13 protein-coding genes and 2 pseudogenes are annotated in these 17,030 nt (G+C 59.4%); 8 read left to right on the top strand and 7 right to left on the bottom strand.

Annotation, left to right across the window (positions count from 1 at the left end):
- Positions 1 to 109 precede the first annotated feature (109 nt).
- The 3 genes from FQ746_RS03600 to FQ746_RS03610 all read right to left on the bottom strand — a co-directional run bounded on the left by FQ746_RS03600 (position 110) and on the right by FQ746_RS03610 (position 3,786).
- Positions 110 to 646 (bottom strand): Tautomerase enzyme, encoded by a 537-nt coding sequence (locus FQ746_RS03600; RefSeq protein ID WP_144107544.1) that lies wholly within the window; start codon positions 644 to 646, stop codon positions 110 to 112.
- Positions 647 to 823: 177 nt separating this feature from the next.
- Complete coding sequence (locus FQ746_RS03605; protein WP_144107545.1) at positions 824 to 2,290, bottom strand: MFS transporter; 1,467 nt, start codon at positions 2,288 to 2,290, stop codon at positions 824 to 826.
- Positions 2,291 to 2,379: 89 nt separating this feature from the next.
- Positions 2,380 to 3,786, bottom strand: coding sequence for an amidase (locus FQ746_RS03610; protein ID WP_144107604.1), 1,407 nt, complete (start codon positions 3,784 to 3,786; stop codon positions 2,380 to 2,382).
- A 107-nt stretch (positions 3,787 to 3,893) separates the two neighbouring features.
- Between FQ746_RS03610 and FQ746_RS03615 the strand changes: the two genes are divergently transcribed.
- Positions 3,894 to 4,751: a LysR family transcriptional regulator gene (locus FQ746_RS03615; RefSeq protein WP_144107546.1), complete on the top strand. Its 858-nt coding sequence runs from the start codon at positions 3,894 to 3,896 to the stop codon at positions 4,749 to 4,751.
- A gap of 308 nt (positions 4,752 to 5,059) precedes the next feature.
- Here the strand turns inward: FQ746_RS03615 and FQ746_RS03620 are convergent, their stop codons facing one another.
- On the bottom strand, positions 5,060 to 5,965 hold the full coding sequence (locus tag FQ746_RS03620; protein WP_144107547.1) for a LysR family transcriptional regulator: 906 nt from the start codon (positions 5,963 to 5,965) through the stop codon (positions 5,060 to 5,062).
- A 99-nt stretch (positions 5,966 to 6,064) separates the two neighbouring features.
- Here FQ746_RS03620 and FQ746_RS03625 point away from each other — a divergent pair, with 99 nt between their 5' ends.
- Positions 6,065 to 7,438, top strand: a complete 1,374-nt coding sequence (locus FQ746_RS03625) for an SGNH/GDSL hydrolase family protein (protein WP_260853875.1) — start codon at positions 6,065 to 6,067, stop codon at positions 7,436 to 7,438.
- 73 nt (positions 7,439 to 7,511) lie between these two features.
- Here FQ746_RS03625 and FQ746_RS03630 read toward each other — a convergent pair whose 3' ends face one another.
- Positions 7,512 to 8,666 carry an FAD-dependent oxidoreductase gene (locus tag FQ746_RS03630; protein WP_144107548.1) on the bottom strand — a complete coding sequence of 385 codons (1,155 nt, stop codon included), beginning with the start codon at positions 8,664 to 8,666 and terminating at the stop codon, positions 7,512 to 7,514.
- 272 nt (positions 8,667 to 8,938) lie between these two features.
- Between FQ746_RS03630 and FQ746_RS35575 the strand changes: the two genes are divergently transcribed.
- Positions 8,939 to 9,316: a hypothetical protein gene (locus FQ746_RS35575; protein ID WP_409932358.1), complete on the top strand. Its 378-nt coding sequence runs from the start codon at positions 8,939 to 8,941 to the stop codon at positions 9,314 to 9,316.
- A 442-nt stretch (positions 9,317 to 9,758) separates the two neighbouring features.
- Here FQ746_RS35575 and FQ746_RS03635 read toward each other — a convergent pair whose 3' ends face one another.
- Entirely contained in the window at positions 9,759 to 10,133 is a 375-nt protein-coding gene (locus FQ746_RS03635; protein WP_144107549.1) for a sensor histidine kinase, read from the bottom strand.
- A gap of 416 nt (positions 10,134 to 10,549) precedes the next feature.
- Between FQ746_RS03635 and FQ746_RS03640 the strand changes: the two genes are divergently transcribed.
- From FQ746_RS03640 to FQ746_RS35100, 4 genes and pseudogenes are all read left to right on the top strand, one after another.
- Complete coding sequence (locus FQ746_RS03640) at positions 10,550 to 11,641, top strand: glycosyltransferase (RefSeq protein ID WP_144107550.1); 1,092 nt, start codon at positions 10,550 to 10,552, stop codon at positions 11,639 to 11,641.
- Entirely contained in the window at positions 11,634 to 12,683 is a 1,050-nt protein-coding gene (locus FQ746_RS03645) for a hypothetical protein (RefSeq protein ID WP_144107551.1), read from the top strand. The genes FQ746_RS03640 and FQ746_RS03645 overlap by 8 nt, the downstream gene beginning before the upstream one ends.
- The gene (locus tag FQ746_RS03650) at positions 12,684 to 13,520 is read left to right on the top strand and encodes a glycosyltransferase family 2 protein (RefSeq protein WP_144107552.1); all 837 of its coding nucleotides are present in this window, start codon (positions 12,684 to 12,686) and stop codon (positions 13,518 to 13,520) included. It begins immediately after the preceding gene.
- A 98-nt stretch (positions 13,521 to 13,618) separates the two neighbouring features.
- Positions 13,619 to 13,852: pseudogene (locus tag FQ746_RS35100) on the top strand (IS6 family transposase); the annotation flags it as partial.
- A 400-nt stretch (positions 13,853 to 14,252) separates the two neighbouring features.
- On the opposite strand, the pseudogene FQ746_RS03660 reads toward FQ746_RS35100, so the two are convergent.
- Positions 14,253 to 14,879, bottom strand: a pseudogene (locus FQ746_RS03660) (ISNCY family transposase); the annotation flags it as partial.
- A gap of 542 nt (positions 14,880 to 15,421) precedes the next feature.
- Between FQ746_RS03660 and FQ746_RS03665 the strand changes: the two are divergent.
- A complete protein-coding gene (locus tag FQ746_RS03665; RefSeq protein ID WP_144107553.1) occupies positions 15,422 to 16,975 on the top strand; it encodes a class I adenylate-forming enzyme family protein in 1,554 nt (517 codons plus the stop codon).
- Positions 16,976 to 17,030 lie beyond the last annotated feature (55 nt).

Raw genomic sequence — 17,030 nt, forward strand, 5'->3', positions numbered from 1 at the left:
TTCGCAAAGACGCGCGTCGCAGCGATCCGCGGCAGGCTATATCCGATGCAAGTAGGATCTCTTTCTGGATAGAGCATGTGTGCGGCGGATCTGCACCGGCTATCGAAGCTTATGTGCCTTTGACGTCGCGCCGAACGGCGTCAGCCACGCCTTCAATGAGTTCGAGTGCCTTGGCACGACGGCGGGTCGCCAGCGACTGTTCTCCGATTGTGCGCTCGTGCTCGCCAGCGAGCATAGCCTGGATATCTGCAATGCCGCGAATCACGCCGCGGGCACCCCAGCGGCCTTCGGAAATTTCGCTCGGGAAGACCCACACGAGAGGTGCAGTTTCCTCAAAGCTCCGGCCTTCGGCGCGTGCAAATGCCTCTGTCACCTCGCGCACGAGCATTGTGACGGCCTCGTCGGAATATTTGCCTTCCGGGACGGTCGGTATGACCCGATAACGGGGCTCTGTTGCAGGAGCACCTGCTACATAGATTGCTGCAGGCCGGTGGAGGAATGCCACCGTCGCGCTTTGCGCCACCTTATTGTTAACCGGATCGAACCCTTCCGATTTAATCAGAATGTCCGTGATTTCCTTTATCAAACGAGCTTCGGCTTCGGGAGCGATGGCACCTTCAGGAATAGTTATGTCGATCATCGGCATGATATTTAGTCTTTACCAAGAATGGAGAGAATTCATTCTGAGCTTTAAATACTATTGGAGTAAGTGGCAGAATTGCCATAATTCGTGGCAAATCGGACGCTGTGAAAATTGCGCCCATCGGGCTGCATGGCCGGGTTCGTACCTTCCTTCCAGCATGGACTGGCCGGGGCGATGCTTCTACGAAGAGCGGGTTGCCGCCTTATCGGTTGCGGTAGCCGCTCGCGTCCCGGGTAACCACAGCGATAGCACACCACCGAGTGCCAAAAGTGCAACGTTGCAAGCCAGTGCAGACGTGAAGGCGGAGGTATAGGTGCCGAGGTTCTGCCCGTGCCCCAGCTTGCTGTAAAAAATCCCGCCGATGATCGCAACACCCAGAGCCGAACCGATCTGGAACGTCGAAATCACGATCCCCGAGGCCAATCCGGCATGACGCTGGTCAATGCCGCCGATAACAGCTTTGATGACGGAAGGCATGACGATCCCAAAGCCCAGACCGCCAACGGCGAGACCTATTTGCACGTTGGGGAATCCCTTGTTGACGGCGAGCATCACTGCTCCGAAGCCGCACACCTGAAGCGCAAAACCAAGGGTAAGTGCAAGCGTTCCGAGGCGCCGCATCACATGACCCGAAGCAAGCGAAGCGACGAAAAATCCAGTTGCGAAGGGCAGCGTCTTGAGCCCTGCATCGAGTGGCGTCAACTGCAGACCACCTTGCAGGTAAACAGAGAACGTCAGATAAAAGGAAGACAGCATGTAGAAGACCAGCGCCATGACGAGGCCGACAGCAAATCCCTTTACGCGAAACAGCGAGAATTCGACTAGCGGTGATCCGCCGCTGCCCGTCAGGCGCTTCTCATACTTTATAAAGGCAAGAAGAGCGAAAGGAGACGCGACCAGCATGGTGACAATCCAGAGCGGCCAGCCGGTTTCTCGCCCCTGAACAAGCGGATAGATCAATAGACCGAGCGTCAGGGAGAGCAGGATGACGCCGCCGATATCGAGTTTCTGCGCCTGCTGGGCCCGTGAGTCGCTGAGATAGAGTAGCCCCCCGATGAAAGCGACGAGGCCGATCGGCACGTTGATCAGAAAAATGGCCTGCCAGGTGAATCCGAATGGATGGAACGAGACCAGCACGCCGCCCAGTATCTGACCGCAGATGTTTGCCAGACCAAACGTCGCGCCGTAAAACGCGAGTGCACGTCCTTGTTCGGCGGGTGGGAACAGAACGCGGATCGACGCGAGAACCTGCGGCGCCATGACGGTCGCCGTCAGTCCCTGGAGAATACGCCCCGCGATCAGCACCGGCGCGGACCATGCAAAACCGCACAGTATCGACGCGAGCGTGAATCCAGCGACCCCGAGAGTGAACATCCGTTTGCGGCCCAGCAGGTCGCCGAGCCGGCCGCCCGTGATCAGGAATACCGCGTAGGTAGCCGCATAAGCCGAGATGATGAACTGCACTTCGCTCGATGTTGCGGCGAGGTTGTGCCGGATCGCAGGTAGCGCCAGGTTGACGACATTGAAGTCGAGAATGGGCAGGAAGGCACCGGTCAACAGGACCGGGAGCGCGAGCCAGCGTCGCGGGTCGCCCTCCGGTCCGGCAAGTGAGTGGGCATCCCGCTCATCTATTCGTGCTGTGTTCATCTAACGACTCCTGATTGCTCGACCTTCGGGCGGACGATGGGCCGCCCAGAATGTCGTCTTGGTCCACGCGTATTGGGAGAACGGGGTTCCTACAGGACGGGATGGCGGCGATGCCAGTCCGTCATCTGCTGATAGGCATGGCCGGCTCGTATCAGCAATGCCTCGTCGAGGTGCCGGCCTACCAGCTGGAACGCAACCGGTAGCCCATGCGCGGTAAAGCCGCCCGGCAACGTGATGGTCGGGCTGCCCGACATGTTGAAGGGGGTTGCGAAACGCAGGAAGGCGGCGAGGCCCTCGGGTGAGGCGAACAGCTCCGCTTCGTGGGCGATCGTAAAGTCGGCGAACGGTTGCGTTGGAATCAGCAGCAGGTCGATGTCCGCGAACAACGCTGCCAGCGCGCCGCTGAACGCGAGCCGAGCATGGTGCGATTTCAGCAGGTCGGTTGCACTGACGGTCCGACCGTAGTCAATCAGCCCTGCGATCGAACCGCTCACAGACGGACCGTATTCAGCCGCACGGTCGGGGTAAGTTGCTTCGTGAGCGATCGCGGTTTCTACGCCCGCATAGGCAGCCCACGCGTCGACCACCGGGCCGTATTTGGGAACCGTCACCGCCTTGATCGTGGCACCGAGTTCCCGCAGGGCCGTACCCGCGTCGCGGGTCATCGACACGATCTCGGGGTCGGCTCCGGTTTCGTTGTAAGAGGCATCGATGCCGATACGCAGCCCGCGAATACCCTTACCGAGGTCGGCAAGATAGTCGGGAACCGGTGCCGACAGCGTGGTCGGATCGTGCGGATCGAGTCCTGCGATGACGCCTAGCATCGCGCCTGCGTCGGCCGCCGAGCGGGTCATCGGACCGATATGGTCGAGGCTTTCGGCAAGCGCGAAGACGCCGTGGCGACTGACCCGGCCCCAGGTCGGCTTGAGTCCGGTGACGCCGTTAGCCGACGCCGGATAGCGGATCGAACCGCCAGTATCGCTGCCGAGCGAACCGAAACTCAGGCCGGCCGCCGTCGCGACGCCGGAGCCGCTCGACGATGCGCCCGCGTAGTAATCGACATGCCAGGGATTGCGCGGCACGGCTGTCTTCGGGTGATGTTTGGCAAACGCGCCTTCGGTCAGTTGTAGCTTCCCGAGTAGTACCGCGCCGGCATCGGCAAGCCGCTGGACGACGGTGGCATCGAAGCCGGGTACATGGTCTGCATGTATCGGCATGCCCGCGGCAGTTACGATGCCGGCGGTGTAGGCCAGGTCTTTGACCGCGATCGGCACGCCGTGCAGCGGCCCGCGATGACGGCCCGCCGCAATCTCCGCCTCGGCTGCCCGCGCCTGGCGCAGCGCCAGATCGGGCGTGGTCGTCGCATAAGCCTGCAACGACGAAGAGAGCCGCTCGATCCGAGCCAACATCGCCTTGGTCAAGTCCACGGGAGACACTTCCCGCGCTTGGAGTTTTGCCGCCACATCAAGCAACGTGGCGTAGTGCAAGTCATCCATCATCGACCTCAGTAAGGGTTGTGGCTGACAGGCACTATGAGCGCGGGCGGAATATAATTCAATGCAGTTACTGAACATATCAGTAACAACAAATATGGATATATAAGATGACAACCCTGGACGTCGACTCGGTGCGGGCCTTCACCCTGGTCGCGGATTTTCAGAGCTTCACCAAGGCTGCAGAAGCGCTCCACACGACCCAGGCGGCCGTTAGCGTGAAGCTGAAGCGGCTCGAAGACCGTCTCGGCCAGAGGCTGATCGAGCGCACCCCCAGACAGGTGCGCCTGTCGGTGCGCGGTGCAGCCTTCCTGGATGCGGCGCGTGACTTCATCGCAGCGCACGAGCGAGCCGTCGCCGGGCTATCGTCGACAACGCGGCGCCTGGTACTTGGCATCAGCGATCACGTGGCGGGACCTGAACTTCCCGCGCTGCTGGCGCGACTGTATGCCTACGATCCCGCTCTTCTGATCGAGGTACAAATCGAGAGCTCCCGCACGCTGCTCGATTGCTTCGATCGCGGCCTGCTCGACGCCGCCATCCTGCGTCGTGACGACGATCGTCGGGACGGCGAGGTCCTGGCACAGGAGCGCATCGGCTGGTTCGCAGCGCCGGGTTTCGTACATCGCGAAGGCGCACCACTTCGGCTGGCATCGCTGGCCGCTTCGTGCGGCATCCGTAATATCGCAACCCGTATGCTCGATGCCGCGGGAATAGCGTGGACCGATGTCTTTATCGGCGGCGGCACCGCCGCTGTGACGGCCGCGGTTTCGGCCGGCCTCGGGGTCGGCGGATTCGCGTATCGGGTCGCGCCAGTTGGAGTCGTCGAGGTGGGGACGCAATTTGGTCTGCCAGCGCTCCCATCCTCAGAGATCGTCCTCCACTCGAACCTCTCGGACACTAAATCCCGCGAAGCACTTCGAATCGTCGCAGCGGCCTTCCGGGAACATCGGGCACCGTCTGCGTAATCCATGAACCAAATAGTCGTTAAGCAGGCGAAGAACGCAGGACTGACGGGCACGGCTGTCGAGCCCGATGCAGGATCACTCCGGGAGATCATCTTTGGGGAAGCAGTCGACTCCGTCGACTCGCCTGCATCGGAAGCTACTGGATTACTCTCTTCGACGGCTTGGACATACTTCCGCGCGGCGCGACCTTGTCGTGCGGCAGGTTCCCCCAATCGACGGGATATGTTCCCGCTTCGGCACTCGAACAAACGTCGTCTCTTTGTCGGGGAGTCGATAAAAACCGCTTACGGGAAGCTGCTCAAGACGGATCAATCAAGCCTGACGCGCTCGACAAGAAAATCCAGTAACGCCCGAACGCGCAGAGGCAGGTAGCCGCCCTGTCCAAGGAAGACAGCATGGATTTCCTCCATGTCGCCGGGGTTGAAGTCTTCGAGCACAGCAACAAGGCGACCGGCCGCAATGTCTTCTCGCACCTGGAATGCGGCCAGGCGGGCGAGCCCTAGCCCCGCGATTGCCAGGCCGCGTAATGCTTCGCCGCTGCTGGCCTGCGCGTTGCCTGTGATGGGAACATTTGTGTCAACGTTACCTTCCCGCAGCGGCCAACCTCGCTGGGCCCGGGCATAGTTCGCACCCAGCAGGTTATGTTGGTCTAACGCTCCTGGCGTGAGCGGGATCGCGCAGCGCGCCAGGTAGGTGGGTGCGGCCACGATCACCATGCGAGTTTCGCCGAGTTTGCGTGCCACCAGGGTCGAGTCCTTGAGAGGACCCGCCCTCACGGCAACGTCGGTACGTTGTTCCAGAAGATCCACCACCTCGTCGGTGAGCACGATGTCCAGCGCAACATCAGGATGACGCGCCAGAAATTCTGGAGCCAGCGGCAGCAGGAAATGATGGCCGAACGGCACGTTGGCGTTGACGCGCAGGCGGCCTCGCGGCGTGCCGTGGATGCCTGCACACCGCTCAGCCTCTTCGAGGTCGGCCAGGATGCGCGTGCCGCGCTCGTAGAAGACGCACCCTTCCGGGGTGAGCTGGAGCTTGCGTGTCGATCGGTTGATCAGCCGGGTGCCAAGACGCTGTTCCAGTCGGGAGACCAGTTTGCTGACCGCCGATGGCGTCATGACGAATTCGCGGGCGGCGGCCGAGAAGCCGCCCAATTCGACTGCCCGAATGAACACCTCAAGCTCGCCCGAGCGGTTGACTTCCAGTCTGGACATGATGAGTTCAATTCATAGGTGTTGATAGTTCGATCAGTCTAGTCCAGATACCGCGTTGAATTCACAATCGGGCAGTTCCTAGCCAACGAATTCACAAGTATGAATATGTTTTCTTTCGCCGCCTCATCTGGTCGCGTCGTACACCCTCATCGGCGATCGCGTCTGTCGTCAACCCTGCTGGTGACTTCGCTGGCGCTCGGCGCATCCGCTGCCGGAGCACAGACCGTACAGCCGTTTGCCCCTGCGAACTGGATGGCAAGCTGGACGGCCAGCCCGCAACCGACGTGGAACGCGGATTTCACATTTCCAACGAACATTCCCGCTCTTTTGCGGAATCAGACCGTCAGGCAGGTAGCCCGTCTCAGTCTTGGGGGTGCTCGCTTGCGTCTGGTGTTCTCGAATGCCTATGGCCAGAAGCCGCTGGTCATTGGCAGCGCATCGGTGGCGTTAACCGGCCGTGGGCCTGGAATCCAGCCGCAGTCGAGGCGGACGGTGACATTTGGCGGGCGAAACTCGGCGACGATTGCTGCTGGTGCTCCGCTGCTGAGCGATCCGATCGACCTTTCGGTTGCAGCGCTGGCCCATGTGACAGTCAGTGTTTACCTTCCGTCCAGCACGCCAACGACGACATTTCACTGGGATAGCCGGCAAACGGCCTGGATTGCCGCGGGCGATCAGACCGCGGCGGCAACCATCGATGCCCAAAAACCCTCGACCGAGACCATTACGACCCGCACGCTGCTGACAGGTATCGAAGTGCAGACCGATCAACCTGCATCACAAGTGGTAGCGGTAATTGGAGACTCCCTCACTGACGGCAACGGCGCTTCTGTTGATGCCGATGCCCGGTGGCCCGACTTCCTGGCGGCCCGACTCGAGCCCCACGGGGTCGCCGTTATCAACGCGGGTATTTCCGGTGCCCGGCTGCTGTCCGACAAGATGGGTGTCAATGCGTTGGCCCGTTTCGAGCGCGATGTACTCGATCAACCGGGCGTTCGTACCGCCATTGTCATGCTGGGTATCAACGACATCAGCTGGCCGGGTACGGCCTTCGACCCCAATGGGCAGCCGCCGTCGCTGAATTCTCTCGAGGCAGGGTTTCGCCAGCTCATCGCACAGGGTCACCGCCGGGGTGTCCGCGTCATCGGCGTGACCCTGACGCCATTTAAAGGCGCTCTGCACGGTACCCCATTGGACAACTATTTCAACGACGACAAGGACGCCTTGCGCCAGAGCCTCAATACATGGATACGCGAGAGCGGAGCATTTGACGCTGTGCTGGATTTTGATCTCCTGGTGAAAGACAACGAGGATTCTTTAAGAATGAGTCCCGCGCTTGACTCGGGAGATCACTTGCACCCGGGAGATGCAGGAAATCGTTTTCTGGCAAATGCTGTCCCGCTTGATCTGTTGTTGCCAGAACCAGGCAAAAAGGACGCGGAGTTGTCGAAATTCACGATCAGGGAGCGTTGATTTCATCTTATTCATCCTTGTCGCCTGGGTCAGCTTGAACTCCCCAACCGCATCGTGATGCCGCCGATGACTTCTAGCGTGCAGAGAACATCTCCACCACGCTTTGAGGAGCGTCGTCGCCGAAGAAGCGCCGATGATTCTGAGCGGTCCGACTGGCAAAGGCGGCGCTGCGGGGAAAAAGCGCTCGTTCATACGTTGCCAGCGCAGACTCTATGTCGCCAGGATGGTCGCACAACGCTTGACCGAGTTCGGCGCCGTCAAAAATTGCAAGGTTGGCTCCCTCACCGGCGAACGGCGACATCAAATGAGCAGCATCGCCCACGAGAGTAACGCCGGGAACCCGTTCCCAACGGTGATTGACTGGCAGGGCATGAATGGGCCTCACGATGGGCGCAGTATCGCTGTCGGTTATCAATACCCGCAATTCGGTGGCCCAGCCCCTGAACTCATCCGCGATGTGTTTCAGTGCGGCAGAAGGCTGCCTGAAATCGATGGCGCCGATCCACGCCTCAGACCTGTTCAATGCGACGTAAGTGTGCAGCGTCCCGTTCGCGTAACGGTGCGCCAAGATGCCTTTGCCTGGTTCGACCGCCATCAGCGTGCCGCTGCCGATTGCTTTCGCGCTCGCCGCATGTCGGACATCTCCATCGAGGAGCCTGGTCTCCACGAAGGTCGTGCCGATGTACGCCGGCTTTGCGCTAGAAACAAGCGGACGAACTTTCGACCAGGCTCCGTCGGCCCCAACCAAAAGTTCTGTCGTCGTCGAACCATTGGCGAATACCAATTGGTATTGCCCGTCGGCGAGACGGTTCACCTGCGCCAGCTTGCATCCCCAGAGAATGGCGTCTGCAGGCAAGGAATCGATCAAGAGGCGACGCAGCGCGCCCCGATCGACCTCAGGCCGGATCGTAGTACCGGAGCCGGGCTTGTCGAGCATGACGTCGCCGTGTCTATTGACGACTCGTTTAGCATCTTCTCCTGGAAGTGCAAGGCCGAGGAACTCGTCATAAAGGCCAGCGGCTTTCAATCCGATCTGGCCGTTGTATTCGTGGATGTCCAGCAAGCCTCCCTGCGCTCGCGCATCGGGCGATGCTTCGGCTTCGTAGATTGTCGCGGGGATGCCGTTGACGTGCAGGACACGTGCAAGTGTCAATCCTCCAAGGCCTGCACCGATGATGGCAATGCGGGGATGAGTCGAGGGAGGCAGGGAGTCGAAGTGGCTCTTCATGGCGCGTTCCGTTAGCTACGACCATACGCAGACGCGCGTGAGTTCGTAGAAGATCCGATATATGTCGGGGGAAACGCTGGCCAACTCTGCTCGAAGGAGCTTTGGTGACGTGTACGCGGCTATCTGACGAAGGGGGAGAAGCAAAACGTTCAGACGGCCGTTTTTCGCGGTATCGAGAACGTAGTATCGCATGTAGCCGCTGTCCCAAGCAATCAGGCCATCTTGGAAGTTCGGTCCAGCCAACGCCGCAACTTGGCATCCATGCAGGCGAGGTGTACCAAAGCGAAGAGCAGGCCCGCCGAAAGCAGCCGTTGGCGAGAGGCCGAAACTGGCCGTACAGCGTCCGATTGCTGCCCGGCCGCGCCGGCCATACCCGCAAGCAGGTCGCAGCTAAAGCATTGCACTCAGGCGACCCTGCTTTTGCTACTCTTCCTGCGCGGCGGGAAGAGCGACTCCGCCCGGCTTTTCGAAGGCTTTTTGATGCGGCTTTGCTTGCTGGTGAGATTCGGGGTAGCGTCGAGGCTGACGACTTCCTCGATGCTGCTGCAACGCTGTGTATGTCAGTCAATGGGTCACAGCAAGGTCAGGCAGAGCTGTTGATCACGCTCCTTGTCGACGGGTTACGCTATAACGCAGGGAAGCAGGAATAAAGGTGGCGTTTCTCTCGATAGCCGTTCTAGCGGACCATAGATAAAGCACTGAAACGGGTTGATACGTGACAGTGCCTTCAATTTAGGCTCTTCGATCGCAGTGTCCGCTCCATGGCCCATTGCGGGCACTCACTTAAAGACAGGCAGTTGGCCGCTTAGGCCGATCAAGTGACCTATAACGAAACAAGTTGAACGGCCACTTCCCGAGTAGAACCGACGCCTGAATGTCCAATCGACGCCTTGAGCGAAGGGCGGTTCATGGCCGAGGCTGTTTGAAACCCGCGTCATTCATCTTTAGTCAGGTTGAGCACTCGAGTTGTGAGGTGCGCAAAATCCTCGTTGAAATTGCCTGCCTGTTTTTTTTGTAACCGTTGGTCGGCAACGAGAGCGCGACGGCTGCGCATTTCGTGATTGTGTTGATTTGTGGACTGACAAGGGTATTTCAGAACCACACCACGAATCGCGTGCCCGTGGCAGCGGGTCCGAGGGAGAGTCGCCAGTCATGTTCGTTTGCTATCTCCCTGCAGATTGCGAGGCCCAGTCCGGCGCCATCATGCAGCGAATCGGGCGCGCGCCAGAAGCGGTCGAAAAGATGCGGCAGATATTCCGGTTTGATGCCCGGTCCTTCATCGGAGACGCGGATCGAGTCGTCATCTAGCGACACGATAACGATGCCCCCCGAGGGTGTGGCGTTGATCGCGTTTTCAACTATGTTCTTGAGCAGGATGAAAAGCGCGTTCCGGTCGGCCTTCATGGTGGGCGGCGCGACCGGCGCAGCCACATGCAACGTCATCCAGGCGCTTGCAGTCGGTGCCATCAATGCTCGCGACTTTCACTGCCCCGTAACTATTTGCTGAAGCGAGCGCACAATTCCTTCAGCGGGCACAGTGCGTGCGCTAGCAAGAGATAGCTGTCGATGCACAACAGGCATCCGCGCACTTATCGCAACATTCACCAATTTCTCACCGCTATTTCTCTGAGGGTAATGATCGAATTCGCTCCTGGCATCCTTGTGAGCAAAGCCGCAATTCATTGCTGATTCGTATTAACAATAGCAAGCCTATTCTTTAACCGGGAGAAATACAGAGTTCGTACTAATGGCGACTTGTGGGGCGCGCGGTGTTCGCCCTTCAGTGCTCGCCGACCAAGATTCATTCCAGAAGCGACCCCTGCACGCACTCACGCTGACTGCCGGATCAATCAGCTTGCCAACTTTTCATAGGAATGCGAGCTATGCCAACCAGGCACCTCAAAATCGGCGTCCTGACGCATGTCAGATACCCAATCATCGAACCATTCGCCGGTGGGCTCGAGGCGTTCACCTACGATATCACCAGCCGATTGCGAGCCCGCGAGCATGACGTGACGCTGTTTGCAGCAGGGGGCTCCGCGCCCGAGCTGAAGGCCGAACGGATGGACATCAGCTCCGGTATCAGAAGCGACGCGAAAAAACACGATCACGATAGTCTGAGTTCCGGATTCATTGCAGAACATCATGCCTACATGAGTTGCATGCAGCGAATCGATGGTTACCACTTCGACGTGATCCTGAACAGTTCCCTGCACTATGTGCCGGTCACAATGGCCGGTCTCATTTCAACGCCAATGCTGACTATCCTGCACACGCCGCCTTTTTTCGAACTGATCAACGCGATCGCGTCGAGACAAAAACGGGAAGGCGGTTTCTACACCACGGTCTCACGGGCGAACGCATCCACGTGGTCGGATCTTGTTGCCCAGTGTGCGGTGATTCCGAATGGCATCGACCTTGATTTCTGGCGCCCCGGGTCCGGACCCATCCATGACCATGCATTCTGGTATGGACGTCTCGTACCAGACAAAGGCGCGCATCTGGCAATGGATGCCGCGCGCGACGCAGGCAGGACGATCCGTATTGCCGGGCGGTGCGAAGACCAGCCGTACTTCGAGCGTGAAATCGCCCCGCGATTGGGGCCGCGCGCGACCTATCTCGGACATCTCGACAGGAACGCACTTGTTGGAGAAATCGGTCATTCAGCGGTATGTATGGTCACGCCCTGCTGGGACGAGCCGTTCGGCCTGGTTGTGGCGGAGTCTTTTGCTTGCGGCACTCCCGTCGTCGCCTTTGCGCGTGGCGCGTTGCCGGAGCTGGTCACGGCCGAAACCGGCATCCTTGTCGAGCCGGGGAGCGTGGCCGCATTGGCTGCGGCGCTCGTCCGTTCTCATACGCTCGACCCGCACGCTTGTCGTGCGAGGGCTGAAAAGCTGTGGAGCCTCGAACTGATGACGTCTCGATACGAATCCCTGCTCGATGAAATCTCCATTAAGGCGTGCATCGATGCATAAGCTGTCGGTTGGATATTACGTGCATCATCACGGTCGCGGCCATCTACGTCGTGCGCTCGCTGTTGCTGCGGAATTGCCGGTAATTGTGACACTATTTGGCAGCAACCTGCTCGTCGAAACCCCGCCGGAAGGCGTGCGCATTTGCCATCTTCCCGCCGATCACGAAGAAGGAGTCATAGCCGATTCATTTGAGCATCTTCACTACGCGCCATTAGGAGTTAGGGGAATAAGAGAACGATCGCGGATTCTGGTCGACTGGTTCGAAGCAAACTGGCCGTGTTTGCTGGTTGTCGACGTCTCAGTCGAAGTTGCTGCGCTTGCCCGCCTGTGCAGCATACCGGTGATATACGTACGGCAACGCGGAATGCGGCTCGATATGGCCCATCAACTCGCTTACGAAAGTGCCGTTGGGCTGCTCGCCCCGTATCCTCGGGAACTCGAAGAGCCGACGGCTCCAGCGCATTGGCGGTCAAAGACCGATTACACGGGCTTTATCTCGCGAAATCGCCGCCGTGAAATAAAAAAGGAGCCGTTGCGCGCAACGGTCACCGTGCTGACAGGCTTCGGTGGAACGGACTTTCGTGCGGACAGGATCGTTGCGGCCGCACGTGTCTGTACTGACTGGGAGTGGACGGTCGTTGGACCTGTCCAGCCAACTGGAGTGATCGACATGCCTCGTAATCTACAATTTTTAGGGGTTGTCAGTAATCCGGATGAATGGCTGCGCAACGCGACGGTGGTGATCGGATCCGCAGGGGATGGTGTGGTGGGCGAAGTCGCGGAACTGAGAGGCCGGCTCGTCTGCATTCCTGAGCTACGGCCATTTGGCGAGCAGCGTTCAGTGGGAAAAATTCTCGAATCTGCTGGTTTGGCCATCTGCTGCATGGATTGGCCCGAAGCCGCACAATGGCCCCGCATCCTGGAAACCGCGTTGCAGCTCGAACCCGATCGATGGGCAACCGCTGCCGACGGATTGGGTGCAAAACGCGCAGCCGCCGCGATCATGCGAATCGCGACTGGCTCATTACAGGAGAGCGGATAGATGGAAGTCCTCACGCTTGTGCATGGCCGCCGACCGCACCTCGAAAACCTCATTCGAGGACTCGAACGCTCGACGGTCTTGCCCGATGCCCTGATCATCGTGCAGATGAATGAAGAGCCGGAGCAATGGTCGGGTTATCGCTTTCCGGTCATCAGTCATGTCGTGCGCGATGTGAACGGCAGATTACCTCTCGCGTGGGCTCGCAACGCGGCGGTCGAACGGGCGTTGGGGGACAACCTGATATTTCTGGACGTCGACTGCATTCCTTCCCGCCAGCTTGTCGAGCGATATAGAGATCGTTTACGCGCAAACGAGCCTGTTCTGCTCCAGGGCGCAGTCAGTTATCTGCCTGTCGGGGCGGTACGGGACGGCTGGTCGGAAGAGCGGCTCGAGCATCTGGGCAGTTTGCACCACGTTCATGAGGAGCACTGTCCCGACGATGACATTCCGCACCAGCTATTCTGGTCGCTGAACTTCGCTTGCAGCAGGCGGACTTTTGAAACGATCGGCGGCTTCAACGCTGAGTACGTCGGCTACGGCGGAGAAGATACCGATTTTGCCTTTCGGGCAAGACGATCCCGCGTACCGGTTAAAGCGGTGTCTGCACTTGCGTTTCATCAGTATCATCCGACCTTCTCTCCGCCGCTCAATCATTTCATGAGTATCGTCGCTAATTCAGAACATTTTCATGAGGTGTGGGGCGAGTGGCCGATGGGTGGTTGGCTCGCAGAGTTTGCCGCCGCCGGCTACTTGCGGATCGACAGAACCAGACTGGTTGTGTTGCACGTCCCGACCGAAGAGGAAATTCTGGCGTGTCTCTCGTCCGGGACCAGTTGAATGCCACTGCATCGGTAGAAAAACAAAAACTGGCTCAGGTCCGAATCATGCCCTGTGTTGGGCCTTCACGGGCTATTTGGCCAGTCACCTAAAATGGCGTGAAGAAATCGAAATCGCTTTATCACGGTCATCGTTTCGCAGCCGAGGTCATCAGTTGCGCTGTGCGCTGATATTTCCGCTTCCAGTTGAGCTTGCGGGACATCGGGCAACTGCTCTTCGAGCGCGGCGTGACCGTGACATTCGAGACCATCCGATGCTGGTGCGACAAGTTTGGTAAGGGCTTTGCTCATGGTGTAAAAGCGGCGCGACGCAAGCGCAGTAGCACCTGGCACGGCGCTGTCACGTTAAATTGTTCGCGGCGCAATAGCGGAAAGGACAAACGCTTGCTCGGAAAACGGACGGACCTTGGGTGGCTTCAGTGAAACGATGCCAGGCGGCAATGCGTAAATCTCGAACGACGGGCGACGAACATACCGCCGGATCGAAATCGTATGTCTGCGTACGTTCGCAGCATAGGCGCGCTCTATCTTTTGAGGGTGCGCGAGGCCCGGTGCGTCACTTTCAGAAGTGAGGTTTATAAGTCTTCGGGCAGTGCATTCCAATTTACCGCTAATTTCGAGGGCGGGCGACAATGGACAGGTAGGCTTTTACTCGATCGTGATCGAAGGAAACTTAATCACAAATGTGTCGCGCGAGCCAGTAACTGAGCAAGGAGCTGAAGTTATTGACGTGGTAGAGCGCCATGGGCTTGCCATGCTGCTCGATATAGCGCCGCGTCGCTTCAAAATAGCTGAAGGTCGACTCGGTCGCGGTGAAATGCAGCGTCATCAGGCGGCTGGTCGCGTCGTCAATAAACACCCAGCAGCGTGCACGCTGGCGCCCGGTCTTCAAACCACCGGTGATCGCTGCCATCGATCTGAATCAGCTCGCCCAGGCACGAACGCCGGTTCCTAGGCTGATGGATCTTGGGTGGACGTTGTCGGCGCGGCGTCCATAAGCGCGCGTCGATCATCAAGCGCCTGACCGTCTCCTTGGCCAGCTTCAGGTTGTGGCACTCGCGCAGCTTCTCGCAGGCCAAGGTCGGCCCGAGATCAGCGTAGCGCTCCTTGATGATGGCTACGGCTCGCACCGCGACTCCTGCATCAATCCGGTGATTGCTCGGCTTGGCGCATCTGCCCGAGATCAACCCCGGCGGTCCTGTTTGCGCAGACGTGTCGCTAAGCGTCGAACTTGGCGCGTCGTCAACAATAATCGCTCGGCGGCTCGCCACGGCTTGAGGTGCCCGTCGACCACCGACTGAATCACTTTAAATCGGTCCAACTCGCGCATTGTCATGGTGATTCTGTCCGTCGCCGCCATCGTAGCTTCCGGCGCCGTGGGAATCGACGCTGGCTAAGCTTAAGCCGCCGAGAAGCGGACATTTGAATGTAGCTAGAAGCGGACATTACAACTTAGCTGCTACAAGAGGAGGCTCTGTAAACTCGCTTTCGTCAAAATAGCACTTCAGTAATACTCGATACGCGAAACGGAATTTAGCCCCAAAACTGCGAGTTGACAGGTTTGTACGCGTAGTGTTGACGAAGTCATGTTGGTCTACGGCATCTGAAGAGGCCGGCTACATCACCGGCACGGCGGTGCGGTCGCAGGGGGCGACACGCGCTGACTCTCGCCCCTGTTTGGCAATCACTTTCATCGATCTTCTCGGAGTCACGGGCGTACCGCGAACCTGTTGATGACGTTCCGTCTCAGGGTTTAACCCGACCGTATAACTACCAACTTCGATTAGGCCGAAGCCCCGCTTCACTGGAAACGAATTGTTGGCCCCCTCAGTCTCCCTCACACTGCCGTTCATTCCAGCGCGGCTTCCCGGCAGCCGCGCACAGTTCGAGGGGACAGACACGATGGCATTCGGCGGCCACGCGGCAGACGCGAACGGTTTACACAATCCGCAAAAGATCAGCGACATCCCGCTTCACTGGGCGCGGCAGACGCCGAACGCGGCGGCTTTCCACGAAGACGGTGAAGTCATCACCTTCGGGCAGCTCGGCAGCAATATCGACGCGGCCAAACGCTTTCTGCAGGACCTGGGCGCGACGACCGGCGACCGGGTGATGATCGTCGCGGAAAACTGCTCTGCGGTCATCACGCTGCTGTTCGCGCTGTCCGAACTGGGTGCGTGGCCGGCCGTAGTCAATGCGCGGTTGTCCGAGCGTGAGATCGAATCGATCCGTGCGCATTGCGTGCCGCGCGTGATGCTCTTCATGCATTCCGTTTCCCCCGACGCCGTGCGTCACGGCGTGCGGTATCGCGCGAAGGAAGTGGCGCCTGCGGGACTCGGCGCGCTGATGATGGCCGACATCGATACAACCAGTACGCGTGAAAGCGCGTCGCTTGCCCGTGAAGTTGCGCTGCTGATCTACACGTCGGGCACCACGGGCACGCCGAAAGGTGTGATGGCGACACATCGCGGCCTGCTGCATTTCGCTCGCGTCTCGGCTCAATCCCGCAGCATGACGCAGGCGGATTGCGCTTATGCCGTGATGCCTATGTCGCACATCTTCGGCCTCGCCACGCTATTGCTGGCGACGCTTCAGGCCGGCGCAAGCCTGCGTCTGTCGGCGCGATTCAAGGCGGAGGAAGTGCTCGCCGCGCTGGCCGCAGGCGAAATCTCGATCTTGCAAGGCGTGCCGACCATGTTCACGCGCATCGTCGCTCATATCCGCGAGCAGGCGGTTGCTGTCAGTGCACCGACGCTGCGTTACCTATATACCGGCGGCGGTCCGCTCGATCCTACGCTCAAGGCCGATGTCGAAGCACTCTTCGGGCAAGCACTGCATCACGGTTACGGCATGACGGAATATGCCGGCTCGTTGTTCATCACGCGCATGGACCGGCCGCGCAGCGATTGCTCGGCGGGCGAGATTGTGGAAGGCGCGGAGCTGCGCGTGGTCGGACCCGACGGCGCCGAGTTATCCAACGGCGAGCCAGGCGAACTGTGGGTGCGTGGCCCGGGCGTGATGCTCGGCTATTACCGCGCCCCGGAACAGACGGACGAGGCGCTGCGCGAAGGCGGATGGCTGAACACCGGGGACATCGGCAGGATCGGCCCGGATGGCGCGCTGTTCATCGTGGGACGCACGAAGGACCTCATCATCCGCTCGGGCTTCAACGTATATCCAATCGAAGTCGAATCGGTTATCAACACGTACCCGTCGATACGGCAGTCCGCTGTCGTCGGACGCGAGGCCGGCGATGGCGATGAAGAAGTCGTTGCCTTCGTCGAAATGAAGGATGGCGAAGCATTCGATGCCGATGAACTGCGCCTCTATCTCGCCGATCGCCTGTCCGCGTACAAGCGCCCGGCAGAGATCATTCGTATCGATGTGATTCCTACTACCGCAAGCGGCAAGCTGCTGAAGCAACGCTTGCGCCTGATCGCAAACGAGCCGGGTTGAGTCAAAAACGGCATTGGATCGACGCTTCCACATAGAACGACGCGCCCACGAAGGC

This window comes from Paraburkholderia sp. BCC1886 (genome assembly GCF_900996245.1).
Taxonomy (GTDB): Bacteria; Pseudomonadota; Gammaproteobacteria; order Burkholderiales; family Burkholderiaceae; genus Paraburkholderia.